General features: G+C 43.3%; 23 protein-coding genes. 8 read left to right on the forward strand and 15 right to left on the reverse strand.

Features of this window, described 5'->3' with window-relative positions; all coding sequences use genetic code 11:
- Window positions 1–65 precede the first annotated feature (65 nt).
- Window positions 66–1,304 (reverse strand): NADP-dependent malic enzyme, encoded by a 1,239-nt coding sequence (gene ystJ / locus AC6HZ4_RS23360; protein WP_497492226.1) that lies wholly within the window; start codon window positions 1,302–1,304, stop codon window positions 66–68.
- 108 nt (window positions 1,305–1,412) lie between these two features.
- Window positions 1,413–4,769 carry a DNA polymerase III subunit alpha gene (locus AC6HZ4_RS23365; protein ID WP_497492227.1) on the reverse strand — a complete coding sequence of 1,119 codons (3,357 nt, stop codon included), beginning with the start codon at window positions 4,767–4,769 and terminating at the stop codon, window positions 1,413–1,415.
- A 122-nt stretch (window positions 4,770–4,891) separates the two neighbouring features.
- On the opposite strand from AC6HZ4_RS23365, the gene ytrH reads away from it, so the two are divergent.
- Both ytrH and ytrI read left to right on the forward strand, forming a co-directional pair.
- Window positions 4,892–5,227: a sporulation membrane protein YtrH gene (ytrH, locus tag AC6HZ4_RS23370; protein ID WP_497492228.1), complete on the forward strand. Its 336-nt coding sequence runs from the start codon at window positions 4,892–4,894 to the stop codon at window positions 5,225–5,227.
- Window positions 5,224–5,724 (forward strand): sporulation membrane protein YtrI, encoded by a 501-nt coding sequence (gene ytrI, locus AC6HZ4_RS23375; RefSeq protein ID WP_497492230.1) that lies wholly within the window; start codon window positions 5,224–5,226, stop codon window positions 5,722–5,724. The genes ytrH and ytrI overlap by 4 nt, the downstream gene beginning before the upstream one ends.
- 217 nt (window positions 5,725–5,941) lie before the next feature.
- On the opposite strand, the gene AC6HZ4_RS23380 is transcribed toward ytrI, so the two are convergent.
- Window positions 5,942–6,877: a DHH family phosphoesterase gene (locus AC6HZ4_RS23380; protein ID WP_497492231.1), complete on the reverse strand. Its 936-nt coding sequence runs from the start codon at window positions 6,875–6,877 to the stop codon at window positions 5,942–5,944.
- 122 nt (window positions 6,878–6,999) lie between these two features.
- Here AC6HZ4_RS23380 and AC6HZ4_RS23385 point away from each other — a divergent pair, with 122 nt between their 5' ends.
- A complete protein-coding gene (locus AC6HZ4_RS23385; RefSeq protein WP_497492233.1) occupies window positions 7,000–7,299 on the forward strand; it encodes a YtpI family protein in 300 nt (99 codons plus the stop codon).
- 109 nt (window positions 7,300–7,408) lie between these two features.
- On the opposite strand, the gene AC6HZ4_RS23390 is transcribed toward AC6HZ4_RS23385, so the two are convergent.
- On the reverse strand, window positions 7,409–8,722 hold the full coding sequence (locus tag AC6HZ4_RS23390) for a DRTGG domain-containing protein (protein ID WP_497492234.1): 1,314 nt from the start codon (window positions 8,720–8,722) through the stop codon (window positions 7,409–7,411).
- A 243-nt stretch (window positions 8,723–8,965) separates the two neighbouring features.
- A complete protein-coding gene (locus AC6HZ4_RS23395; protein ID WP_497492235.1) occupies window positions 8,966–9,649 on the reverse strand; it encodes a metal-dependent hydrolase in 684 nt (227 codons plus the stop codon).
- A gap of 142 nt (window positions 9,650–9,791) precedes the next feature.
- Here AC6HZ4_RS23395 and AC6HZ4_RS23400 point away from each other — a divergent pair, with 142 nt between their 5' ends.
- Complete coding sequence (locus AC6HZ4_RS23400) at window positions 9,792–10,892, forward strand: M24 family metallopeptidase (RefSeq protein WP_497492237.1); 1,101 nt, start codon at window positions 9,792–9,794, stop codon at window positions 10,890–10,892.
- Between the two features lie 108 nt (window positions 10,893–11,000).
- Window positions 11,001–11,264 (forward strand): hypothetical protein, encoded by a 264-nt coding sequence (locus tag AC6HZ4_RS23405; RefSeq protein ID WP_497492238.1) that lies wholly within the window; start codon window positions 11,001–11,003, stop codon window positions 11,262–11,264.
- 81 nt (window positions 11,265–11,345) lie between these two features.
- Here AC6HZ4_RS23405 and ald read toward each other — a convergent pair whose 3' ends face one another.
- Window positions 11,346–12,461 (reverse strand): alanine dehydrogenase, encoded by a 1,116-nt coding sequence (ald, locus tag AC6HZ4_RS23410; RefSeq protein ID WP_497492239.1) that lies wholly within the window; start codon window positions 12,459–12,461, stop codon window positions 11,346–11,348.
- 327 nt (window positions 12,462–12,788) lie between these two features.
- On the opposite strand from ald, the gene AC6HZ4_RS23415 reads away from it, so the two are divergent.
- Entirely contained in the window at window positions 12,789–13,247 is a 459-nt protein-coding gene (locus AC6HZ4_RS23415) for a universal stress protein (protein WP_497492240.1), read from the forward strand.
- 102 nt (window positions 13,248–13,349) lie between these two features.
- Here AC6HZ4_RS23415 and argH read toward each other — a convergent pair whose 3' ends face one another.
- Window positions 13,350–14,726: an argininosuccinate lyase gene (gene argH, locus AC6HZ4_RS23420; protein ID WP_497492242.1), complete on the reverse strand. Its 1,377-nt coding sequence runs from the start codon at window positions 14,724–14,726 to the stop codon at window positions 13,350–13,352.
- Window positions 14,723–15,931, reverse strand: a complete 1,209-nt coding sequence (locus AC6HZ4_RS23425) for an argininosuccinate synthase (protein ID WP_497492243.1) — start codon at window positions 15,929–15,931, stop codon at window positions 14,723–14,725. The genes argH and AC6HZ4_RS23425 overlap by 4 nt, the downstream gene beginning before the upstream one ends.
- Window positions 15,932–16,112: 181 nt before the next feature.
- Here AC6HZ4_RS23425 and AC6HZ4_RS23430 point away from each other — a divergent pair, with 181 nt between their 5' ends.
- Complete coding sequence (locus AC6HZ4_RS23430) at window positions 16,113–16,430, forward strand: radical SAM protein (RefSeq protein ID WP_497492244.1); 318 nt, start codon at window positions 16,113–16,115, stop codon at window positions 16,428–16,430.
- Window positions 16,431–16,558: 128 nt separating this feature from the next.
- Here the strand turns inward: AC6HZ4_RS23430 and AC6HZ4_RS23435 are convergent, their stop codons facing one another.
- The 6 genes from AC6HZ4_RS23435 to AC6HZ4_RS23460 form a co-directional block, all read right to left on the reverse strand.
- Window positions 16,559–17,395 (reverse strand): EcsC family protein, encoded by an 837-nt coding sequence (locus AC6HZ4_RS23435; RefSeq protein WP_497492245.1) that lies wholly within the window; start codon window positions 17,393–17,395, stop codon window positions 16,559–16,561.
- Window positions 17,396–17,817: 422 nt separating this feature from the next.
- Window positions 17,818–19,008, reverse strand: a complete 1,191-nt coding sequence (locus tag AC6HZ4_RS23440) for an acetate kinase (protein ID WP_497492246.1) — start codon at window positions 19,006–19,008, stop codon at window positions 17,818–17,820.
- Window positions 19,009–19,240: 232 nt separating this feature from the next.
- Window positions 19,241–20,233 (reverse strand): class I SAM-dependent methyltransferase, encoded by a 993-nt coding sequence (locus AC6HZ4_RS23445; protein ID WP_497492247.1) that lies wholly within the window; start codon window positions 20,231–20,233, stop codon window positions 19,241–19,243.
- A gap of 441 nt (window positions 20,234–20,674) precedes the next feature.
- Complete coding sequence (tpx, locus tag AC6HZ4_RS23450; RefSeq protein WP_497492248.1) at window positions 20,675–21,175, reverse strand: thiol peroxidase; 501 nt, start codon at window positions 21,173–21,175, stop codon at window positions 20,675–20,677.
- A gap of 169 nt (window positions 21,176–21,344) precedes the next feature.
- Window positions 21,345–21,743, reverse strand: a complete 399-nt coding sequence (gene ytfJ / locus AC6HZ4_RS23455; protein ID WP_497492249.1) for a GerW family sporulation protein — start codon at window positions 21,741–21,743, stop codon at window positions 21,345–21,347.
- Window positions 21,744–21,805: 62 nt separating this feature from the next.
- On the reverse strand, window positions 21,806–22,435 hold the full coding sequence (locus AC6HZ4_RS23460) for a DUF2953 domain-containing protein (protein WP_497492250.1): 630 nt from the start codon (window positions 22,433–22,435) through the stop codon (window positions 21,806–21,808).
- Window positions 22,436–22,664: 229 nt separating this feature from the next.
- Between AC6HZ4_RS23460 and AC6HZ4_RS23465 the strand changes: the two genes are divergently transcribed.
- The gene (locus AC6HZ4_RS23465) at window positions 22,665–23,468 is read left to right on the forward strand and encodes an NAD kinase (protein WP_497492251.1); all 804 of its coding nucleotides are present in this window, start codon (window positions 22,665–22,667) and stop codon (window positions 23,466–23,468) included.
- Between the two features lie 106 nt (window positions 23,469–23,574).
- Here the strand turns inward: AC6HZ4_RS23465 and AC6HZ4_RS23470 are convergent, their stop codons facing one another.
- Window positions 23,575–25,146 carry an amidohydrolase gene (locus tag AC6HZ4_RS23470; protein ID WP_497492252.1) on the reverse strand — a complete coding sequence of 524 codons (1,572 nt, stop codon included), beginning with the start codon at window positions 25,144–25,146 and terminating at the stop codon, window positions 23,575–23,577.
- Between the last annotated feature and the right edge of the window lie 31 nt (window positions 25,147–25,177).

Consider the following 25,177-nt stretch of genomic DNA (forward strand, 5'->3'; position numbering starts at 1 on the left):
ACGAATTTTATGAACAATTTCTAGATATACCTTCGATTGTGCTACTGTCAATGGACATTCCCCGCTTACTGTTTTCCTATAATCGCTAATCTTCTTGTTTTCTCAGCTACTTCGTCTGGATTCACCTTCCGGCGCGCCACACCCGTCTCCATTGCGGCCCTTGCCACGTATGCCGCTACCTGCGGAGCAACGCGCGGATCAAACGGTGCTGGGATAATATAGTCAGCATGTAATTTCTCAGCTGATACGAGCTCCGCAATTGCTTGTACGGCTGCGACCTTCATCTCTTCATTAATTTGCGTGGCATGCACATCAAGCGCACCTCGAAAAATGCCTGGAAACGCCAATACATTGTTCACCTGATTCGGAAAATCAGATCTTCCTGTGCCAATGACTGCTGCACCCGCCTCTTTCGCATCTGCCGGCATAATTTCCGGTACAGGGTTCGCCATCGCAAAAATAATCGGCTGACGGTTCATCGTTTGCACCATCCCCTTTGTTAGGGCACCTTCTGCCGATACACCGATAAACACATCCGCTCCTTGAATGACATCCGCAAGCGAGCCTTGCTTGCGGTCACGATTCGTGTATTTTGCTATCTCATTCTTTACTGCGTTCATGCCGATCGGACGCCCCTCGTAAATGGCACCTTTTGTATCACACATAATAATATCACGAACACCATAGCGATATAACAGCTTCATAATTGCAATACCGGCAGCGCCCGCTCCATTTGCGACAACTTTAATTTCAGACATCTTTTTACCTACTAATTTCAAAGCGTTCACAAGTCCCGCTACCGTAACAATTGCGGTACCATGCTGATCATCGTGAAACACAGGAATATTCATTTCCTTCTTCAAGCGTTCTTCTATAATAAAACAATTTGGTGCTGCAATATCCTCAAGGTTAACACCGCCAAATGTCGGCTCCATTAATTTGACAGTTTCAATAATCTTTTCTACATCGTTTGTATTTAAAGCAATTGGAAATGCATCAACACCAGCAAAGCTTTTAAATAGCACCGCTTTTCCTTCCATAACGGGCAGCGAAGCCTCTGGACCTATATTTCCGAGACCCAATACAGCTGTGCCGTCAGTTACAACAGCAACCATATTTCCCTTCACTGTATACTCGTACACCTTGCTTTTATCGTCATAAATAGCTTTGCACGGCTCTGCCACGCCTGGTGAATACGCAAGACTTAAGTCCTTTGCATTCTCCACCTTAACCTTTGATACAGTTTCAAGCTTCCCTTGGTGTACCCGGTGCATATGTAATGCTTCGTCGCGAAGTGTTGACAAAACGTTCACTCTCCTCATATTGGATTGCAGCTGCGTTTTTCTTCTCTCCAAAGTGGTCTGACCACGAGCTTTATTATTAATATAATGGACAAGACACGAAAAAGTCTATCACATTTTTAATGCAACGTTCTCAGCGCCTGAAATTTCCTTCAGCGATTCGATGCATTCTTCATTAGGATGTACAGAAAAAGGACGGGATAACTGTACCATTTTATGTTCTTTTTCATAATAAATAAATACTTGGGCAAGTCCCGGATAATGCAATAAAGTTTTCGTAATCTTCGCAAGCAGTCCTTTGTCGTATCGAGACGGCAGCTTGATATATAAACGGTTATCTCTTGCTGCTTCGTAATCCTCTATGCGCCCGAGCGTATATGCGCCGCTGACAACCCATTGTGTTCGGTTATTGCGCACACTCACCGTCCCTTCAAGAAGCACTGTGCTGTCCGCTTGCAAAACGGAACGAAACTGCGCATACGTATCTGGGAATACGACTGCCTCCCATTCTTCCTCCCTGTCGCAAATGGTCAAAAAGGCCATATTTTGCATTGCCTTCGTACGAACTACTTTTACTTCGGTTATAAAGACAATGGAACGAACATGTTTATTCCGGCTTTTGACGGCCTCCGAAAGCGTCGGGATTTGCAGCTCCTGTATAAGCGATTCGTATTCCTGCGTCGGATAGCCGGATAAATATAAACCGAGTGTTTCTTTTTCTAAACGCAGCCGTGCAGCGAGCTGCATCGGGACTGTCTCCGTATACGCTGGCTTTGGAACAAGGTCCTCGTCTAAAAACATCTCGGCTTGATTTTCATCATCCGGCCGAACGAGTGCTGCATATTCCAATGCTGCATCTATGCTGGCAAGCAAGGAAGCTCGCTCTACTCCAAAGCAATCAAAGCAGCCCGCTCCAATTAGTAACTCTAGATGCTTTCGATTCGCAGTTCGCGACGGCAAACGGACGCAAAATTGAAACAGGTCAGCAAAGGGCCCTTTGCGGCGCTCCTGCAAAATGTCTCTTACTGTTGCACTGCCGATGCCGCGAATACCAAGCAAGCTGTATCGAATACCGTCTTCCTCAGGATAAAACTGATAAGCACTCGTTTGGATAGAAGGAGGGAAAATTCGGATATCCTTTCGCTTCGCTTCACGCACATATTGCATCATGCGCTCTTCGTTGCCAAGCGAGCTCGTCAAAAGTGCTGCTGAAAAGGCGATCGGGTAGTGCGCTTTTAAATAAGCGAGCTGATAGGCAACCATACTGTAGGCAACAGCATGACTTCTGTTAAAACCATAATTCGCGAAACGAACAATTAAGTCGTATACAGCCTGAGCGGTTGCTTCGTCATAGCCCTTAGCTAAACAGCCGTTTACAAACGGCTCCCTCTCTCTATCCAAAATGTCACGGTTCTTCTTGCTGACAGCTCGGCGCAGCAAATCTGCTTCACCGAGAGAAAAACCTGCCATCTTAGAAGCAATTTCCATAATCTGCTCTTGGTATACTACAACCCCGTATGTTTTTTTCAAAATCGGTTCTAGGTCCGGATGCGGATATTGTACAGCCCTCTTTCCGTGCTTCGCTTCAATAAAGGCGGGGATTTGCTCCATGGGACCAGGTCTGTATAAAGCGTTGACAGCAACAATATCCTCAAACACAGAGGGCTGCAGCGCCTTCAAGACATTGCGCATCCCTGATGATTCAAGCTGAAACACGCCCGTCGTATCTCCTTGTCCAAGAAGTGAAAAGGTCGCTTCATCATCAAGAGGCAGGCGCTGTAAATCAACCGCTTCTCCGCTCGTTTCAGAAATAAAGCTGCAAATGTTCTCCAAAATAGTAAGATTGCGCAAGCCAAGAAAATCGATTTTAAGTAATCCAAGCTCTTCTAATACCTCTGCAGGATATTGTGTAATATAGACATCATTGTGTCCCTGCTGCACTGCTACGCTATTTGTAAGAGGGGCATCGCTTATAATTACACCGGCAGCATGAATCGACGTGTGACGCGGAATTCCCTCTACACGCTTGGCAACTGAAAACACACGCTCGTACCTCGGATTGCTTGCCGTATACTCTCGTAAAACAGCGGAGTCCTCATAGGCCTGCTCCAATGTGATTCCCGCGCGTGAGGGAATTAGGCGGGAAAACTGATCCATTTCGCGCTGCGACAGCCCCATCACACGCCCGATATCACGCACTGCGGCTTTTGCAGCCAGCGTACCAAATGTAATAATTTGCGCCGCGTGCAGCTGACCGTATTTCTTCGCAACATACGAAATGATTTCGTCGCGGCGGACATCGGGAAAATCAATATCAATATCAGGCATTGTCACACGCTCTGGATTTAAAAATCTCTCAAATAACAGCTCATATCGAATAGGATCAATATCTGTAATTTCTAATACATACGCAACGAGCGAGCCGGCAGCCGACCCTCGGCCAGGTCCTGTCAGCATACGAAGGCTATGTGCATACTTCATAAAATCCCATACAATTAAAAAATAATCGCTAAAGCCCATACTGCTAATGACACGTAGTTCATGCTGCAGCCGCTCTCTATGTACAGCCGTTATACGCTCATAGCGCTTATGAAGCCCTTCCTCGCAAATACGCTGTAAAAACTCATCTGACGTTTCGCCCGTATCGATTGGAAACTCTGGCAAACGGCTCTCATGAAAGGTGACTTCAACTTGGCAGCGCTGTGCAATTTGTACTGTATGACTGAGTGCCTCTGGAAGAAAGGGAAATAGCTCCTCCATTTGTTCCGCTGATTTTAAATCATATTCCTCAGTTCTAAGACGCGGTCTGTTTGAATCCTCTACCTTTACGCCATGCTCAATGCACAACAAGCAATCTTGAACAAAGGCATCTGCTTTATCCACATAATGAACATCATTTGCTGCCACAAGCGGTACATGCATTTCCTCACTCAACTGCAGCAGACGTGCTTGCAGCAGCCTTTCCTCAGGCAAACCATGATTTTGTACACTGAGATAAAAAGAAGAAAAGATCTCCCTATAGCCGGCAATCACTGCTCTCGCCCGCTCGTCCTCCTGCTGAAGCAGGAGCTGCTCCACCTCTCCTTTTAAGCCCGGTGAAATGGCAATTAAGCCGCCTGCGTAACGAGCAAGCCATTTCTTCGGAATCCCATTCCTTGTCTTCGTCATAATGGTACTTGAAATCTTAAGTAAATTCCGATAGCCTATCTCATTTTCGGCCAATAGCACGAGTGGATATGACGAAGCTTCTCCATCCTCCAATACAGAGGCCGTTAACCCAATAATTGGATGTATACCAGCCGCCTTGCATGCTTTATAAAACGGAATTACACCGTACATCACGTTTTGATCTGTAATAGCAAGCGCCTGAAACCCCAATTCCTTCGCACGGCGTACAAGCGTTTCAATTTTGCACGCGCTTTGCAACAAGCTGTACACAGTTTGGCATTGCAAATGTACGAATGTCACTTGCTGCACCCCATTTCCTCACATATTCACATTCTTTCATTATAAGTGATGGTTTAACGTGAAATCAAAACATACTCCCCAGTCCCTGTCCATATATATAGTGATAGGAAAGGGTGGTCGCATTGGAGGTAAAACAAACCTTTTTGTCTCTTCTCATTACGAGTTACTTCATTGCATTTGGCGTTATGCTCGGAGGGTCGCTGCTTGGAGGTCTCGGCTCATTTTTAGCCGGAGAACCGCCGCTCACTATGATTAACCGATTTTCGCAAAATCTGCGTATTTGGGCGCTCGTAGCGGCCATTGGCGGAACATTCGATACCTTTTATAGCTTTGAACGCGGGATTTTCCAAGGTGAGACGAGGGATATCATCAAACAGGTGCTGCTTATCTTATTTGCTATGGGCGGGATGCAAACCGGGCTTACGATCATTAAGTGGATAACACAGGAGCATGTATGAGAATTCCTCCACTCTATAAAACAAGAACATGGCAAATGTTTTTTGCGGGAGCAGCGATCGGAGGCGTACTGAGCTGGATTATTTTTTTATATATGTACGGAATTTATCATGAAGAGCAAACTTCTACAATTGCAAAGCAACAGCTAAGAATACAAGTATTGGAGCAAGACAAGCATTTACTGCTTGAGGACCAAAAGAAGCAAAATGAGCAAAATAAACGCATCTTAACGATTCAAGACATTAAAATTACAATCACTAACCATGATGCGTATGATTTAGATGGCCTGGCCGTTCACACTCTCACAACCGCAGTACGTGACGACCTGCGAGAATTGCTTACACAGGACATTCAAAGCGTTGCTAAAAATAAAGCACTCCTGAAAAAGGCAATTGAAAACAAAACGTACGAGCGGGATGATCGGCAGTATAGGTTCAAAGTCGACTCCATTTATTTCGATACAGTATTGGAAATCTCCTTAAAAATTGCGGATAAATAAAGAAAACTTACCGATTGGCGAGCCTTTAGGCGAAGACAGAAGCGCAGTTGCGATGATACTTGATTTCTAAAATTGCTTACTCCGTCGAATAGACTTCCAGTTAGAGATTTATAATTCTTAAAGTATAAGAAAAGCGGAAACATCCTTCCCTATCTATCCCAAAAAAGCCAATTGTCCTGACCACGCAGGATAATTGGCTTTTTTCTTGAAAATCCCTCTATTGTCTGCAAAGCGCACGTAAATCCTCAACAAGCGCATCTGCTTCATCCCATGAATAGACCGTTGCACCCGATGCTAACGGATGCCCGCCGCCATTATACTTGGCCGCTAATTTATTAATCACAATCCCCTTGGAACGAAGACGAACTCGAATGGAGTTCTCTTCCTCAAGGAACAAGACCCATGCACGTATACCCGCGATGCTTCCAAGCGTTCCAACAACCGATGAAGCCTCTGCTGTTGTAACGCCAAACTTCTCCATTGTCTCACGGGAAATTTTAATATAGGATGCTCCCTCCTCCGTGAGCTCGAAATTTTGCAAAATATATCCATTCAAACGCGATAGGCTCACACTTGTTTTGTACATTTCATTGTACAGCTCTGGAAAATCAATGCCCATCGCCACAAGCTGCGCCGCGTATTCAAATGTTTTTGGTGATGTGTTGCGGAATAGGAAGCGTCCTGTATCACCGACAATACCGCCAAAGATAAGACGTGCTGATTCCTCTGTCAATACAAGACCTTTGTCTTGTCCATATAAATAAAACTCATAAATCATCTCGCTGCACGAGCTTGCTGTCGTATCAACCCACAGCAAATCTCCGTACGGTGTTGCGTTCGGATGATGGTCAATCTTAATTAACATTTTGCCATTTTTATAACGCTGGTCACAAATGCGATCTTCATTGGCTGTATCACATACAATGACTAACGCGTTTTCATATGTACTGTCATTCACTTCATCCATGATGTGCATGTATGAAAGGGTTGGTTCATTCGCTCCGGTCATATAGATATTTTTCTCTGGGAACGATGCCTGCAGCATTGTACCAAGCCCGCACTGTGATCCTAATGCATCCGGGTCTGGACGAATATGACGATGAATGATAATCGTATCAAATTGCTTAATAGCCTGCAAAATTTGTTCTTTCATAGCTTTATAGATCTCCTTTTCTTCATAGCTCCTGCTCCTATCATACATGAAAACACTTCAAGCAGCGGGAAAATTCAGATAAAATAAAAATAAATTACTAATATGATGGGGGATTGTGAGTCATGCCTGTATTAGCTGTTTTTATCGTTGTTTCACTTATGTTTTATCTATTTTACAAAACAAAGTATTTCCGTACACGCCGTCCAATGGAAAAGGGATGGCTTTCTGGAAAATCAAGCATGGCGCTCGGATTGTTTGTTGCATTATTCGGATTGAATCAGTTTTTCGTTCATCTCTCTACCATAAGCATCGTCATAGGAGTATTGTTTATACTGGTAGGAGGTGCAAGTGCATATAACGGCTTTCGTCAATACAAGCATTTTCTTCCTCTTGCTATAGAAGAAGCTGAAAAATTAAATTAACAAGGATAAAGCTATCTGCTTACCGGATAGCTTTATCCTTTCTTTGCATCAAGCACCACAAGCCCTCTAAAACGTACAGAGGATATAACTAAAGTGGAACTCTGTTTTACTAGCGGTCGATTAACTGCACCATTAACAGTGCTTTTCCGACAACCTCCCCTTCTTGATACACCTCTACGTCCACTTTTCCGAACTTTCTTCCAACCTCCATCACCTTTGGATATACTTCAATAACTGTATCGATTTGCACTGGCTTAACAAAGTAAATTGTTAAGTTTTCCACTACAAGATCTCCTTTTTTATGTGCACGCAGCACCCGATTTGTCGCTTCTGTCACAATCGTTGTAAATACACCGTATGATAATGTTCCAATAGAATTTGTCATTTGCGGCGTAACAGAGAAGCGGTAGACACTCTCGTTCTTTGTTTCCTTCGTATCGATAAACTGATTGGTAACAATATCCTCGATGGTCTCCCCGACCTGCGGCTGACGTTGAATCATCTGCAGTGCCTGCAGGACATCCTGACGGCTTAGAATACCCTGCAATTTGTTTTGCTCATCAACAACCGGAAGCAGCTCAATGCCTTCCCATACCATCATCCGTGCTGCTGAAGCAACGGATACCTTTCCGTTTACCGTAATCGGATTTTTCGTCATTGCCTTTTCTATAGGCGTTTCTATCGGCACTCCGATAATATCCTTTGCCGTAATAATCCCCAGCACCTTTAAATTCTCATCGATAATTGGATAACGGCCGTGAAGTGTTTCTTGGCTATATTCATGCCACTTTGCAACTAAGTCTGTCGGCTTAAACGAAATGGTCTTTTCGACTGGCGTTAAAATATCCTCTACAAGCACAATTTCCTTTTTGATCAATTGATCGTAAATTGCACGGTTAATAAGCGTTGCTACCGTAAAGGTATCATAGCTGCTTGAAATAATCGGAAGCTTCAGTTCGTCTGCTAATTTTTTTACATGCTCCTCTGTATCAAATCCGCCTGTAATCAGCACGGCTGCCCCGGCTTCTAACGCAAGTTGATGCGCCTGCGTCCGATTTCCGACGATAAGAAGATTTCCCGCATCCGTATATCTCATCATGGCTTCGAGCGTCATCGCACCAATTACAAATTTATTTAATGTCTTATGTAAGCCCTCCCGTCCGCCGAGAACCTGTCCGTCTACAATATTAATAACCTCAGCATATGTCAGCCTTTCAATGTTTTCCTTCTTCTTTTTCTCGATCCGAATCGTTCCGACACGTTCAATCGTGCTCACATAGCCTTTATTCTCAGCATCCTTAATCGCTCGGTATGCCGTTCCTTCGCTTACATTCAAGTCCTTCGCAATTTGCCGCACCGAGATTTTGTGCCCTACCGGCAAGCTGTTAATATGCTCTAAAATCTGATTGTGTTTCGTAGCCAAGTAGCTTCACCATACTTTCCTTCCATCATTATAATAACATTACACTTTGAACTGCCCGCGACCTACTCGCTAACGCTCCTCTCCCACAAAGGGACTTCCGTTGGTCGAAGGAAGCGGTGTTCTTGCCTATTTCTTGATAAAACAAAGACTGTTACACTGAAAGGAACAGAAACTGTATTATTCTTTTATAATACACAAAAAAAAGAAGCGCACAACCCCTAAGCGCCTCTTTCCTTTATTCTTCTACAATTCAATTGCTTCTCCCGGCTGTAATACTCTGCCCACACTTCCCTGCAGCATTTCCACAAAACGGTGCGGATCCTGCTGAATCGGCGGGAATGTATTATAATGCATCGGCACCACAATTTTTGCGCCAAGCCATTCAGCGGCAAGCGCTGCATCCTCGGGTCCCATTGTGAAGTTGTCACCAATCGGCAAAAATGCTACATCAATGGAATGACGGGAGCCAATCAGCTTCATGTCCGAAAACAGTGCTGTATCCCCTGCGTGATAAATAGTTTTCCCTTCTGCCGTAAACAAGATCCCAGCCGGCATGCCTGTATATGTAATTGTCTTTGTTTGTTCGTCAATATAAGCAGAGCCGTGAAACGCTTGCGTAAGCTTTACCGTACCGAAGTCAAATGCGCGTGAGCCCCCGATATGCATGCCGTGAGTTTTTACTCCCTGCCAGCCCAAAAATGCCGCCAATTCAGCGGTTGCTACAACCAAGGCATCATTCTGCTTCGCAATCGCTACTGTGTCGCCAACGTGGTCACCATGGCCGTGCGTAAGTAAAATGGCATCAGCTTTTACCTCATCCGCTTTCAAATCCGCCTGTGGGTTTCCTGTTAAAAACGGATCAATTAAAATTGTAGAATCACTTGTTTCAATCTTGACGACGGAATGACCATGATAAGATACCTTCATTTTGATTCTCCTCCTTAAAATCTTTTTTCACTCCTTCTATTATATACAAATTTAGTAAATCTTGTCTGTTTTAACGCTTACTCCCTTGTCATCGCAACAGAGAAACAGTAAAGTTATAATAACGAAACAGGGGGGTTGAGATATGAACCAACGGCTGCAAAATATGATGCATTGGCTGCAAGAACACGATACAGATGCAGCTTTCCTTACATCTACACCGAATGTATTTTACATGAGCAAATTTTATTGCGAGCCGCATGAGCGGCTGCTGGGATTGTTTATTTTTCCCGAAAGCGAGCCGATTTTAATTTGTCCAAAAATGGAAGAGAACCAAGCGCGGAATGCAGGCTGGCTGCACGAAATTATTGGATACAGCGATACCGACAATATATGGTCGCTTATCTCAAAAGCGATTGAAAAGCGAGGTGTTCTCGATCGCACGATAGCAATTGAGAAGGAGCATTTAAGCGTAGAACGGTATGAAAGCCTGCAGGGCCTCTTTCCGAATGCCGATTTTATCACTGCAGAAGCAAAGCTGCATGAGCTTCGCCTTATAAAAGATGAGCAGGAGCTCACTATTTTGCGCCAAGCAGCATATATGGCGGACTATGCAATCGAAATCGGTGTAAATGAAATTGCGGAGGGAAAAACAGAACTTACAATTTTGGCAGCGATTGAAACAGAGCTGAAGAAAAAAGGGATTCAACAAATGGCTTTCAATACGATGGTGCTAACCGGCACAAACTCAGCCCTGCCGCATGGCGTTCCGGGTGCGAACCGTATTCAGCGCGGTGACTTTGTTTTATTTGATTTAGGTGTAGTCATCGACGGCTACTGCTCCGATATTACACGTACTGTTGCATTCGGAAATGTGACGGAAGAACAAAAGCGCATATATAATACTGTGCTCAAGGCGCAGCAAAAAGCAATTGAAGCGTGCAAGCCTGGTGTACCATTTGATACGATTGACCGTGCCGCACGTTCACATATTGAGCAAGCTGGGTATGGAAATTATTTTCCGCACCGTCTCGGTCATGGCTTAGGAATTAGCGTACATGAATACCCTTCTGTTACAGATGCCAATACAGCTCCCTTAAAGGAAGGGATGGTATTTACGATTGAGCCCGGCATATACGTCCCTGCTATTGGAGGTGTACGTATTGAGGATGATGTATACGTAACGAAACAGGGCACAGAAATCTTGACTAAATATCCAAAAGAATTGCAGGTTATAAAAAAATAAATTTCTTTTTTCAGTCGATTTTGTATATTTTGATACATTACTAGAAGGAATTTTTCTTATCTGTAGCGAATTGTACCGGAATACATCTATGAAGGGAGATGGAGTACCATGGAATTCGAAGGAGCTCTAGTTCAGGAACAAGGTGTGACGTTTGCGATTGCCGTTGTAGAAAATGGTTTATTTTATAACTCGGACGACTATATCGATCAAGTCCGTAATAAATTTGTACCATATTTTCCAAACGTGCCCATTGTCCTAGTAAGCAAGGATCGGAAAGGTAGACCAGTATATCACGGCAGAACCGAGCTTACCTTATTTCTTGCCGGCCTTGATTTTAGGAAAATTCACTGGAAACGTTATAACGCGAGTTAATTCTATAAATGTTCCGAATACAAAGCTTATCTGACAAACATACAAAAGGACCTATTTAAAATAAAATGGGTCCTTTTCCTGTTATGGCAGAAGCGCAGCTGCATCTACATATGGCAGGCCATGTGCTTGTGCGACTGCCTGATATGTTACATGACCATTTAAGGTATTTATACCTTTTAACAATGCCTCGTTATCCAAACATGCTTGCCGGTAGCCTTTTTTAGCAATTTGTGCTGCATATGGCACCGTTACATTGGTTAAAGCAATCGTTGAGGTACGCGGTACAGCTCCCGGCATATTCGCAACAGCATAATGAACAACGCCATGCTTCGTATACGTTGGATTGTCATGTGTTGTAATATGATCCGTCGTTTCAAAAATACCGCCTTGGTCAATCGCAACATCAACAATCACTGAACCTCGCTCCATAGACTGAATGATATCTGTACTCACAAGCTTTGGAGCCTTCGCACCTGGAATGAGCACAGCTCCGATCACCAAATCACTTTCTCTCACTGTATGAGCAATATTATACGGATTTGACATGAGGGTTGTAATACGATGACCGAAAATATCATCCAGCTCACGGAGACGTTCTGGATTCACATCAATCATTGTTACATCGGCACCTAGGCCTACCGCAATCTTTGCTGCATTTGTGCCCGCTACACCCCCGCCGATAATCGTTACCTTCCCGCGTTTCACTCCCGGAACACCGCCGAGTAAAATCCCTTTTCCACCTTTGGTCTTTTCAAGAAATTGTGCTCCAATTTGCGTAGCCATTCGACCGGCTACCTCACTCATCGGCGTCAGCAGCGGCAACGATCGGTTTGCCAGCTGTACTGTTTCATAGGCAATACCGACAACCTTCTTCTCAATTAGTGCTTTTGTTAGCTCAGGCTCCGCCGCAAGATGCAAATAAGTAAATAAAATCAGTCCTTCACGAAAATAGCCGTACTCGCTTTGGATGGGTTCCTTGACCTTCATTACTACATCCATCGACCACGCCTCTTGTGCTGTGTGAGCGATAACAGCACCGGCTTTTACATACTCCTCGTCCGTAAATCCGGAGCCAATCCCCGCTCCCTTTTCAATATATACCTCATGCCCGCTTCCAACGAGATGAACAACCCCCGCTGGCGTCATAGCTACACGATTTTCATTATTTTTAACTTCCTTTGGTATACCGATTCGCACTGCGCCTTCCCCCTTAAAATAGTAAAAGCCCGTCTTCTGCTAGCATATGCAACACAATTAAAAAATATTTAGAAGCCAGTTCTATTTTGGGTTTCTGCAGTAGTTATATTATTTTTCACCATTTTGAACTCTTGATGAAATACTGTAACAATTCCGCTAAATTTTCGAAAGCACTTTCCTTTATAATAGATATAGAAAGTAATTTCGTTTTGTACACGGATCTAGCTTGCCGATGTAAAAAGCGAAACTTTCCTTGATATACCAACAGCAAGCATATACTGCTGTTAGAAGTATCACTGTATTTCTATCCATATGGGAGGGGTTTTCATGTCAAATTATCAAAATGTGCTGGTTGCCGTTGACGGTTCTAAGGAAGCGGAGAAGGCCTTTAAGAAAGCCATCCATGTCGCAAAGCGTAATGAAGCAAAGCTCATCATCACTCACATTGTTGATGTAAAAGCATACTCCGCCGTAGAAGCTTACAGCCTCGCCATTGCGGACCGTGCCAACGAATTTGCTGAAGATTTATTAGAGGACTATAAAAAATCTGCACTTGAAGCAGGTGTAGCAGTTGTAGAAACTGTACTCGCGTATGGAAACCCGAAAGCACAAATCGCTAAGGAAGTAGCACCAAAATACAATATTGACCTTATTGTGTGCGGCGCCACAGGTTTAAATGCAGTAGAGCGCTTCCTGATCGGCAGTGTATCTGAACATATTATTCGCTATGCAAAATGCGATGTCCTTGTAGTACGCGGCGAGAACGAGGAACAAGGCGAGCTGTAAACAAACGCATAAAAAAGCGGACATGACCCGGTCTGCTTGCGAAGGGGACTTCTTTCAAAATTATGTTAAATATAAAAAATAAGTCAAGGCATACGCCTTGACTTATTTTCCTAATACAGCATTTGCTTTCTCAAGTGCTTGACGCACTTGATCAAAGCCAGTACCGCCTTCGCTATTGCGACGCTTTACTGCTGCGTATGGATCCAATACATTGTACAAATCCGCTTCAAATAATGGACATACCTCTTGATACGTCTCAAGCGGCAAATCTAATAGGTAAATGCCTTTCTCAATGCACATCAGCACTAAGCGCCCTACTACTTCGTGCGCCTGACGGAATGGGAGGCCTTTTGCTGCTAAGTAATCCGCGATTTCTGTTGCGTTTGAGAAGTCTTGCTTTACTGCCTGTCCGAGCTTGTCGGCATTTACCTTCATTGTGTCAATCATGCCTGCCATAACAAGAAGAGAGGTTTTAATTGTTTTCACCGTGTCAAACATGCCTTCCTTGTCCTCTTGCAGGTCCTTATTGTAGGCAAGCGGCAGACCCTTCATAACCGTAAGCAGGCTAAACAAGTTTCCGTACACGCGTCCTGTCTTACCACGAATTAACTCGGCCATATCCGGGTTTTTCTTTTGTGGCATGATGCTGCTTCCTGTGGAATATTTATCGCTCATTTCAATGAATTGAAATTCCTGACTGCTCCACAAAATAAGCTCCTCGCAAAAACGAGACAAATGCATCATCAAAATAGAAGAGCCGCTTAAAAACTCTAGAATAAAGTCGCGGTCGCTTACCGCATCCATGCTGTTTTCATAAATGCCGTCAAATCCAAGCAACGATGCACTATAGCTGCGGTCAATCGGGAATGTTGTACCGGCAAGAGCACCTGCGCCAAGCGGAGAAATGTTGATTCTTTTTAAAGAATCCTCATAGCGCTCAACGTCACGCTGCAGCATCCAAAAGTATGCAAGAAGATGGTGTGCAAATGACACTGGCTGTGCACGCTGCAAATGCGTATAACCTGGCATAATTGTTTCAACATGCTGCTCAGCCTTCTTTACTAGCACCTCTTGCAATCCTTTAAGCTTAACAATAATATCGCGAACTTCCTTACGCAAATACAAATGCATATCTGTCGCAACTTGATCATTTCGGCTGCGGGCAGTATGCAGTTTACCGCCCACTTCGCCGATTTGTTCAATTAACATTTTTTCTAGGTTTAAATGAACATCTTCATTTTCAACGGAAAATGTCAATTCATTGTTATTTGCTTTCTCAAGAAGAACCTGTAGTCCTTCCTTAATCTTTGCCGCATCTTCTTCCGAAAGAATACCAGATTTCGCAAGCATCGTGACGTGTGCAATACTCCCCTCAAGATCCTCAAGCACAAGCTCTTGATCGAAGAAAATTGATGCTCCGAATTCCTCTACCCACGCCTCGGCTCCTTCCGTGAAGCGGCCGCCCCAAAGCTTTTTCACACTTCCACCTTCTTCTGATTATGCAGCTGGCTGTAAACCTTTGTTGGTAATCCGAACAATTCGATAAAGCCTACCGCTGCTTGATGATTAAACTCATCTTCTTTTGTATATGTTGCAAGCTTTTCATCATATAGAGAGTTTTCAGACTTTCTGCCCTCTACAATAGCATGCCCTTTAAACAGCTTCACGCGCACTGTACCTGTTACATTCTTCTGTGTGCTTTCGATGAATGCAAGCAATGCTTTGTGCAATGGAGAGAACCATAGGCCATTGTAAATGAGCTCCGTTAATTTATGAGCGATGATCGGCTTAAAGTGCGCTACATCCTTCGTTAATGTTAAATCCTCTAGCTCCTTGTGCGCCTTGATTAAAGTAAGAGCAGCCGGGCACTCATATACTTCACGAGACTTAATTCCCACAAGACGATTCTCAACATGGTCAATGCGGCCAACGCCGTGCTTACCAGCAAGAACATTCAACTCTAAAATTAATTCATGAAGCTCATATGCTTTTCCGTTCAATGCAACCGGCACACCTTGCTTAAACTCGATTTCAACGATATCCGCTTGATCTGGAGTCGCTTCAAGAGGTGTTGTCATATCATACGCGCCTTCCGGAGGAGCAGCCCAAGGATCCTCTAACACACCGCACTCACATGCTCTTCCCCAAAGGTTCGCATCGATAGAGTATGGATTATCTAAATTAATCGGAATTGGAATGTTATGTTCTTTCGCGTATTCGATTTCTTCTTCACGTGACCAGCTCCACTCACGTACAGGAGCTACTACTTTTAAATCTGGATTTAAAGCCATAATAGAAACTTCAAAACGAACCTGGTCGTTTCCTTTTCCTGTGCAGCCATGAGCAACTGCAACCGCTCCTACTTGCTCTGCAATTTCAACAAGCTTTTTTGAAATTAACGGACGTGATAAAGCGGATACGAGCGGATATTTTCCTTCATATAATGCATGACTTTGAAGAACAGGAAGAACATACTCCTCAGCAAATTCTTTTCTTGCATCAATGGAATATGACTCTACCGCGCCGACCTGTAATGCTTTTTGCTTGATGAATTCAACGTCTTTCCCTTCACCAACATCTAATCCTACCGCTACTACATCATAACCTTGTTGTTGTAACCATTTAATTGCAACGGAAGTGTCTAAGCCTCCGGAATATGCCAATACTAATTTTTGCTTGCCCATCTGACATCCTCCTATATATTAAAAGAATAAATATTCATCTAAATTCATTTTCATTCATAGTGATACTTTACCAACTTTTTTCTCACCACGCAAGAATTATTTTTTGCTTTTCTTTTTTCAGACAATTCTTTCGAATTTGATTCGCCTTTCGTATAGAATATAGGTAAACGGAGGGGAATTTATGAAACGGTACTTTACATTAGATGAACGATTAGGCATTGAGGTTCCGGATTTACAAGAAGACTGGGATGAAATACCAGAGGGAGACCAGCAGCATATCTTGCTGAAATGGGAAAGCATACGCGGGTATATTCCTGATCGAATTCAAGAATTAGAACAAGCGATTAATCGAAAGCAGCAGCAGCTGAATCAGGAAGCAAATTTTGAAATTTCCTGCAGATTAAATTCGGAAATTGCTGATCTTGCTTCTGTTATTAATGATTTATGGCTTTGGTATCGTACAAATCAGGATATATCTGCCGAAAAAACACACTCATAGTATATCTATTCCTATATTCCATTTGCACTATACGCTAATTACAGGGAGAAGAACTGCGAAAATGTTCATTGTACTCTATGCATCATTTCCTGCATGTAAAAAAATAAGCTTCCGCTAGAGGCAGAAGCTTATTTTTGTTTCTCAAGCAAATACCGCATTTGATAAAAGCGATGGGCAAATTCTGTAACAGTACGGGTTAATCGATAGTTCACCGTCGATCCAACGGCAATTCCGAGAAGCGGAATCCCTTGAACGAGCTTGCGGCGAAGCGTGTAAATGATATATGTTTTAAGCGTCTGCTTCAAAATAGCCTGTAAGGATCCTGCACCTACGACTCGGTCTTCTCCTGCATAAAAAAACGGCATAGCTTCCGTCTCGTTAATTTCATCTAATAATCCATGCCAAGCATAGCGCTGTAATCTCGCCGGCAAGATAGCTGCGTGAAACACCTTTAGGGCAATCATCATCTCATAGGGCTTATTCATATCATAGCCGTACGTTGTTGCAATAAGCTGAACGGCCTTCAAATTCAAGGCGAGCATAAGAGGAAGATCCGCACTAAGCAATAAAAAGCCGCCGGCCCCCGCTGCTCCGCCCTGTATGAAAGAATAGACACGATGACGGGCAATTTGATGCTCTGCAATATAAATAAGCTGATCAATAGATAATGTACGGAGCTCTTCGAGGTGCTCAATACGCTCATTAAATAAACGTGCTGCTGATAAGATACGCCCTCGCGCATCTAACTGCGATTGCGAGCTTTGAATAAACGCATGTAAATGAAACAGCCATTGATCTACTTTCGCAAAAGCTTCCATCCTCTTGCCAGCCGGTATTCCATTTAGGGCCGCATTCACCCATTTGTCATACAGCATTTGAAAGTCGGTTGATTCCTGCTGCGATAGTTGATACTCCCAGCTTTGAATTTCATTCCAAACCTTTTGCTCCCGTTCTGTTAATGGCATAATACCAGCTCCTTATCTGAGAAAGCATTGCTTGGTACAGGATTACTCTGTACCATCATTTTTCTACTATGTAGCCCCTAATATTATACCATATTTCTCCTAAGAAAAACGGGCACGGCCCGCCTAGCTCCCGAGAGAAACAGTTCTCCGCACATCAGGGCGCTTTTTATCTCAGCGGGTGGAGGTCTGTTTCCACAGGGAGCAGACCGTGGAAGCTGGACAGCGTCCTCGCAAAAAGGTATACTTTCTTATTCTTACTTATAAAGAAAACTCGCCGATTGGCGAGCCTTTAGGCGAAGACAGAGGCGTAGTTGCACTTACACTTTGTTCCTAAAATTTCCCACTACGTCGAATTAGCTTCTGGCTGGAAATTTATACTTTCCTAAAGTGCAAAAAAAAGACGGGATGTCCCGTCTTTTTTCTTATACTTGAGCCATGCGCACAACGTCACGCGCAATCATTACTTCTTCGTTTGTAGGAATAATTAATACTTTAACTGGTGAATGCGGGTAGCTGATAAACGTTTCTTCCCCGCGTACCTTATTGCGGCTTGGATCCCAATATACGCCCATGAATTCCAGCCCTTCCAACACACTAGCGCGGATGGTAGTGCTGTTCTCTCCGATACCTGCCGTAAAGATAATAGCATCAACGCCCTTCATACGAGCGGCATAAGAGCCGATATATTTATGGATACGGCTTGCAAATACACGAAGCGCTATTTGTGCACGGTAGTCTCCTTCGGCGCTCTCCTGCTCAATATCGCGCAAGTCACTAGAAAAACCAGAAATCCCTAACATTCCGCTCTTTTTATTTAAAACATCTAACACTTCTTCTACATTTTTTCCTGTTTTTTCCATGATATATGGAATCAACGCCGGGTCAATGTTACCAGAGCGCGTTCCCATTGTCACACCCGCAAGCGGTGTGAAGCCCATAGAGGTGTCAATTGATTTTCCGCCCTCAACAGCCGCAATACTTGCTCCGTTTCCTAAATGACAGGAAATAAGACGAAGCTGCTCAATTGGACGGCCAAGCATTGCCGCAGCGCGCTCCGTAACATATTTATGGGATGTACCGTGAAAGCCATACTTACGGATTCCATATTTTTCATAATACTCATACGGCAGACTGTATAAAAATGCTTCCTCTGGCATTGTTTGATGAAATGCCGTATCAAATACCGCAACAGCCGGCACGTTTGGAAGCACCTCTTGAAACGCTCGAATACCGACGATATTGGCAGGGTTATGCAGCGGCGCTAAGTCGTTCAGCTCCTCTATCTCCTGTAAAATCTCTTCTGTAATCAATACGGAATCATTAAATTTTTCACCGCCATGTACAACGCGATGCCCAATACCGCCAATTTCTTCTAAGGATTGGATAATTCCTGTAGAAGTTAATTTGTCAAGAAGCATTTTTACAGCGACTGCATGGTTTGGAATATCTAATACCTCTGTTTGCTTTTCATCATTCACTGTAATCGTAAACACGCTATCATTTAAACCGATACGCTCTACTAATCCTTTTGTTAAAACCGTCTCGCTCGGCATTTCAAACAATTGAAATTTTAAAGATGAACTGCCTGCATTGATGGCAATCACTTTTGTCATCTAGTTTTCCGCTCCTTTTTACCTTGTTAACGATGTTGAAATTACGCAAGTTTTGTCATTTTTTATCACATTACTAATTTAAACACCGTACTCATTATATTTCAAGCAAAAAGACTGAAACACAGCATTTTTTTTTATATTACAGATTAATAAAAAAAACGGAATTTCCAACTTAATATAATGTAAAAAATTACAATACCTTCTAACTGTATTATATCATCTTCACTATCTGTTATATATCTTTATTTACTGAAAACCACCGATTGAGCTGCAGCATTATGTTCTCTGTAGCCTTGAAGTTTGAGAATGCTGGAAGTTCTACAAGCAGCGCTTGCTTCGGCGGCTGCACATTCAATCCCTTCTTTTGGAGAACAAATATACTTTTTGCATTTTTTTCATTTTTAAACATGGAAACTGCTAACTGCAGCACCCCTTGAATATGGCAATGCTCTCGGATAAATGCTTGCAGCTTTGGCGCCTGTTCACTCGTAAATAGGAAGTTCGGAATTAAAAAAAACAAATAGCCGCCTTCCTTTGTATGTTTGATGCTTTGCTCAATAAACAGATGATGTGCGTACGACAGACCATTTTCTGCACGCAGCGTATACTCCTTAGCCCTCTCCTCATTTGGATAATAGCCAATCGGCAAATCGCATACGACGGCATCAACCGGGTCAATATAAAGCGATGCTAAGCCGTCCTGATGAAACAGCTCAATACTATGCTTTTGCAGATTCGCATTCATAAAGGCAAGACGAAGCAACACGTCATCAACTTCTACACCAAATCCGCTCATTTGCACGCCCTTTTCCCGGTGATTAAACAAGGTTGTCAGCAGGTTGCCCGTACCAACAGCCGGATCGAGAACGGTTAAATCCGTTTGGCCCATTGTAAATTTATTAAATAAATAGCTTACAAACATGCCAACTGCATCGGGTGTCATTTCATGCGTAGCCTGTACCCCTTCCTTCATTCCTTTTAACAGGCATAGCTGAACTGCTTTACGAATATCTTCGCTTGTATATTTTTCTTCGTGGAATTTTCCATACTCCCGTTGCAGTCTTTCCAGGGCGGACTGCCGCAGCCCTTCCTGCAAAACTGCCCCCTCGAATATATTGTCGCCTGCTTCAGCAAGAGCTTCTAAATATGTAAGATCCAGTTCATTTCGCAAAATGATTGTGGATGTATCTAGAATGGAAAATAACACTTCTATTTTAGAACTCATTTTCTACACTCCTCTCAAAATCACAAAACAAACATAGTGTACCACACTGCTCGATATTATTCAGTATCGGCGCACTATAAGAAAAGCAGACATAACGTGAATCTTATCTTTATAAATAAAGAAAACTCGCCGATTGGCGAACCGTTAGGCGAAGGCAGAGGCGTAGCTGCACTTATACTTTATTCCTAAAATTTCCTGATGTGTCGAATGAGCTTCCAGCTGGAATTTTATACTTTCTTAAAGTACAAGAAAAGCAGACACGGTCCGCCCTGCTCCCGAAGGGGACAGTTCTCTGCACATGGAGACGCTTTTTGCCTCGGCGGGCAGGGGTCTTTCCTCACAGCAAGCAGATTATGGGAGCAGGGCGGACCCAAAAAATTATACTTTCCTATCTAACAAAAAAGGCCTCCAAAATGGAGGCCTCGTTGCTTATGTCATTACTTATTTCGCAGCTTTTACAGCTTCAAGCGCTGCTTCGTAGTTTGGATGATTTGTTGCTTCGCTTACATATTCTACATATGTTACTCGATCTTCGCTGTCGATTACGAACACAGCGCGAGTTAATAAACGAAGCTCTTCAATTGCAACGCCGTATGCTTTGCCGAAGGAAAGATCGCGGTGGTCAGAAAGTGTAACAGCATTCTCAAGACCCTCTGTTGCACAATAACGCTTTTGGGCAAATGGAAGATCCACGCTAACCGTTAACACCTTCACATTGTCAAGGCCTGCAGCTTCTTCGTTAAATTTACGTGTTTGCGCAGCGCATACGCCTGTATCTACAGAAGGCACTACGCTAATTAATTTCACTGCGCCTTTGTAAGTTTCTAATGTTACAGGAGATAAGTCATTAGCTAATACTGTGAAATTCGGTGCTTGCTCTCCTACCTTTACTTCGTTGCCAAGCAATGTAACAGGATTCCCCTTAAATGTAACGTTTGCCATTACAAATCCTCCTTTTTTTCACAAGAAAATATGTACAGTGTCAATGATAGAGGGAACAGAAACAGAATGCAACAAAAAGGCTTCCCTTTGTCGAAAAATAATGACAATATCGCTTCCCTCAGATGAGCCAACATGCAGAGCTGATGCCAAGCGACATCAGCTCTTCGGGCTAATGAGTCTGAGTTTGATCAGCCTCTTGTTTATTTTTCTTTAGCATGTCTTGTATTTTCTCGATCGCCTGTGGAGCCAGGTCCATTACTTTATCCATTAAATGTGTATTTTCATCGAGATGGAGCACTTTGATACCTTTCCCATTTACAACAAGAAACGCAATCGGTGTAATCGACACGCCGCCTCCGCTTCCGCCCCCAAACGGCAGCTTTTCTCCACCATTTTTACCAAATTCGCTTCCTCCAGCCGCAAAGCCGAATCCTACCTTAGAAACAGTTAAAATCACGCTGCCATCAGGAGATTGAATTGGTTCCCCGATAATCGTGTTGACATCGACAAGCACCTTTAAATTTTCCATCGCTGTTGTCATTAAGCTTTGAATCGGATGTTCTGCCATAGAATAGACCTCCTTCAGCTTTTCTTCAATGCTTATTTCATCGCCTTATCCGCCGACATTTCCTACTGATGCAGATGCTCTGTTTGATCAATCAAGATAGAACGATGCTTACGTATATACCGAAGCAGCTTTATTGCCGCAAAAATAGCTTGACCAATTCGAAACGAAACAGCGCACTCAAAATGAGTGGCTGCGGCTGTTCCCTGAAACACAGGATGTACCTCCAGCTGAGGCTGCCCTACGACGCGCATGTAATGACTAACCAGTCCAGTTGCTATTCCTTTTACAGACCAAACTTGTCCAGCCAGTATGCCTGTGGCGGCCGCATCTCCTGTGCCAATATGAGAGCTCCATGAAAATTTCTTTACCTTTATTTTATGGAGAAAACCCTTAAGTATAGTATGGATGTCTCCAGCGCTTTTTATCAAATTCGGTATTCTTTCAAGCCACTCTACTGCAGAATGCTTTGGTGTCTCCTCTTCCTGCTTCGGCTCCTTATTTTGCTTTTCCTTCCGCTTTTGCAACAGTTTCAACACATCAATCGTAAAGGGAATAAACCATACACGCACACGAAGGAGCACTTGTTTTTCTTGCGGTGTATATAAAACAATTGCTTTTATGGAAAGTTTTGTTATAAAAATGACTAAGCATAACAACAGTAAAATTGCAGGGACTATAGTGTACCAAGTCATACGCGTTCATCCTTTCATTCCGTAACCAGTATAGACGGAAGAAAAAGGAAATAAACATAGGAAAACATGGAAGGATCAGGCGAACATCATAAAAATTATTGTCTTTATATTGTCAGGGAAAAGACATTAAAAATACAAACTTTTCTAAAAATAAAGAAGGATTTCTCGTTTTAGTATAGAAATATAGTATATAAACACAATATGTTAACTACAGCGGAGGGAAGAAATCATGCCAGATCGTCGGAATTTATACTTTTTTTATGAGCAGAGCCATTCACCTTTATTAGAGCAAATGCAGCCCATTTATCGTAAGCTGGAGGAAAATGGGTTTACTATATTAGATAGCCCCAAATCTGCCAACGCCATTATTAGTGTCGGCGGTGATGGCACATTTTTGCAGGCAGTAAGAAAAACTGGATTCCGTGATGACTGCTTATATGCAGGCATAGCGACAGGGGACTCGACCTCGTTTTATTGTGATTTCCATATAGACCAAGCTGAAAAAGCACTTGGAGAAATCACCAATACAGAAATTGAGGTAAGAAGATATCCAACCATTCATGTTACCATCGATAATGACACAGCCTTCTACTGTTTAAATGAATTTACACTTCGCTCCAGCATCATTAAAACATTAGTTGTGGATGTTCATATTGATGACTTATACTTTGAAACATTCCGCGGTGACGGATTGGTTGTTTCTACGCCAACTGGCAGCACTGCTTATAACAAATCTCTACACGGTGCAGTTGTCGATCCTATGCTTCCTTGTTTTCAAGTAAGCGAGCTCGCTTCTGTTAACAATAACAACTACCGTACGCTCGGTTCTCCGTTTTTGCTAAGCAGCGACCGCACGTTAACCCTTAAAATTAAACAGGATGGAAATGATTATCCAGTAATGGGGATGGATAACGAGGCGTTAAGCATTAAGCATGTAGACAAAATCACGATTAAGCTGAGTGAGAAACGAATTAAAACAGTTAAGCTAAAGAATAATTCGTTTTGGGAGAAGGTACAACGAACGTTTTTATAAAGAAAACTCGCTGATTGGCAAGACAGAGGCGCAGCTTTTTTACACTTTATTCTTAAAGTGTAAAAAAGCAGAAAACCGGACATGCCGCTACGGGCATCTCCGGTTTTTAGCGTTCGTACACAACTATTCCATCAACAACTGTCATATTTACCTTTGTATGTAATATATCCTCAGGTTCTATCGAGAAAACATCTCGGTCGACGATTGTAAAATCAGCCTCATAGCCCGGTAAAATTTTCCCGCGGCTGTTTTCCTTCTGTATAGCATATGCACTGCCAGATGTAAATAAGGAAACCGCTTCGAATGCCGTCAGCTTCTCCTCAGGCAAATAGGTTTTTCCATCAAATCGGCTTTTTCTCGTCACTGCGCTGTATATCCCGAGAAACGGGCTTACGTGCTCAATTGGCGCATCAGAGCCTCCCGCACAAATAAAACCTTTCTGAAGCAAGGTTCTCCATGCATATGCATACCGCAGCCTATCAACACCAAGCTTCTCAATAACTGAGGGAAAATCAGACATTACGAAAACAGGCTGAATATCTAAAACGACTGGCAGCTGCTTTGCTTGTTCAATTAAATTCTTACGCAGCACCTGGCAATGAATCAGGCGATCCCGCTGCCCTTTCTTTGGTGGGTACTGCTTCAATGCAGCAAGAATATATTCAAATGACAAGTCTCCGATCGTATGAATGGCCACTGTAAGACCTTTTCTGCGCGCTTTAGCAATAAGAGCCGCTAATTCCTCTCGTTCAACTACGGCTACTCCATTGGTCTCCGGGGCATCGCTATACGGCTCACTTAAAAGGGCCGTCCGCCCGCCAAGTGAACCGTCAGCAAACACCTTCATTGCACCAAATTCAATGTATTTCTGATCTTCGTAGTTCTCCAAATTATCGACTACCTCATGATGAACGAGAAGATGTGCTTTAAATCGATTCTCTCCCCCAATAAAGCTGGTAAATGCCCGGTATGTACGTTCAAATCCGCCGTAATAATTTAAATCCTCCGTATGACAGCCAACAAGGCCATGACGCCAGCAATCCTCGACAGCTGTTCGCAGTGCTTTTTGCAAATACCCTTCTGTTTGCTTTGGCGCGATATGATCAAGCAGATTAATGGCACGGTCATATAATAAGCCATTCGGAGCACCGTCAATCCCGAATCCAATCACTCCTCCCTTTGGCTGAGGCGTTATGGCAGTAATATGTGCCGCCCGCAAAACGAAAGAGTTAACGAGCACCGCATGACGGCATACCCTTTTTAATAAAATAGGATGCTTAGCAGAGATTGCGTCTAAATCGCGTGCATGAAGCTCCTTCGTATCAGCAAATGCATTTTCATTCCAGCCCTCACCAATAACCCATTCTCCCTCTGGACTTTCAGCTGTCTTCTCCTTTACAAGCAGAAGCATCTCTCTGTATGATCTGCATTCTGACAAATCAAGCCGCAGCAAGCGCTCTCCATGACCAATTAAATGCATATGGCTGTCTGTAAGGCCTGGCAGCATAACACCCCCTTGCAGGTCCCGTTCCCTATCAATAGCATGCTTATATCGTTTTTCTAATAATGCCTTCTCACCAATTGCAACGATTGTACCATTTTCTACAAATACAGCCTCTGTTGTTTCACCTTCTTGACGCATCGTGTAAATTACACCGCCATACCATAGCTGCCCCACCGACAACACCCCCAATATTTTTCACACAAAT

The organism is Ectobacillus sp. OTK (genome assembly GCF_059698935.1).

What these genes read in the sequence shown, in the direction of transcription:
- ytrI (WP_497492230.1), top strand. Translation starts at nt 5,224, where the DNA reads ATGAGAATTCCTCCACTCTATAAAACAAGAACATGGCAAATGTTTTTT.
- AC6HZ4_RS23380 (WP_497492231.1), bottom strand. Translation starts at nt 6,877, where the DNA reads ATGAAAGAACAAATTTTGCAGGCTATTAAGCAATTTGATACGATTATC.
- AC6HZ4_RS23385 (WP_497492233.1), top strand. Translation starts at nt 7,000, where the DNA reads ATGCCTGTATTAGCTGTTTTTATCGTTGTTTCACTTATGTTTTATCTA.
- AC6HZ4_RS23395 (WP_497492235.1), bottom strand. Translation starts at nt 9,649, where the DNA reads ATGAAGGTATCTTATCATGGTCATTCCGTCGTCAAGATTGAAACAAGT.
- AC6HZ4_RS23400 (WP_497492237.1), top strand. Translation starts at nt 9,792, where the DNA reads ATGAACCAACGGCTGCAAAATATGATGCATTGGCTGCAAGAACACGAT.
- AC6HZ4_RS23405 (WP_497492238.1), top strand. Translation starts at nt 11,001, where the DNA reads ATGGAATTCGAAGGAGCTCTAGTTCAGGAACAAGGTGTGACGTTTGCG.
- AC6HZ4_RS23415 (WP_497492240.1), top strand. Translation starts at nt 12,789, where the DNA reads ATGTCAAATTATCAAAATGTGCTGGTTGCCGTTGACGGTTCTAAGGAA.
- AC6HZ4_RS23425 (WP_497492243.1), bottom strand. Translation starts at nt 15,931, where the DNA reads ATGGGCAAGCAAAAATTAGTATTGGCATATTCCGGAGGCTTAGACACT.
- AC6HZ4_RS23430 (WP_497492244.1), top strand. Translation starts at nt 16,113, where the DNA reads ATGAAACGGTACTTTACATTAGATGAACGATTAGGCATTGAGGTTCCG.
- AC6HZ4_RS23435 (WP_497492245.1), bottom strand. Translation starts at nt 17,395, where the DNA reads ATGCCATTAACAGAACGGGAGCAAAAGGTTTGGAATGAAATTCAAAGC.
- AC6HZ4_RS23440 (WP_497492246.1), bottom strand. Translation starts at nt 19,008, where the DNA reads ATGACAAAAGTGATTGCCATCAATGCAGGCAGTTCATCTTTAAAATTT.
- AC6HZ4_RS23445 (WP_497492247.1), bottom strand. Translation starts at nt 20,233, where the DNA reads ATGAGTTCTAAAATAGAAGTGTTATTTTCCATTCTAGATACATCCACA.
- tpx (WP_497492248.1), bottom strand. Translation starts at nt 21,175, where the DNA reads ATGGCAAACGTTACATTTAAGGGGAATCCTGTTACATTGCTTGGCAAC.
- ytfJ (WP_497492249.1), bottom strand. Translation starts at nt 21,743, where the DNA reads ATGGCAGAACATCCGATTCAAAGCTTAATGACAACAGCGATGGAAAAT.
- AC6HZ4_RS23460 (WP_497492250.1), bottom strand. Translation starts at nt 22,435, where the DNA reads ATGACTTGGTACACTATAGTCCCTGCAATTTTACTGTTGTTATGCTTA.
- AC6HZ4_RS23465 (WP_497492251.1), top strand. Translation starts at nt 22,665, where the DNA reads ATGCCAGATCGTCGGAATTTATACTTTTTTTATGAGCAGAGCCATTCA.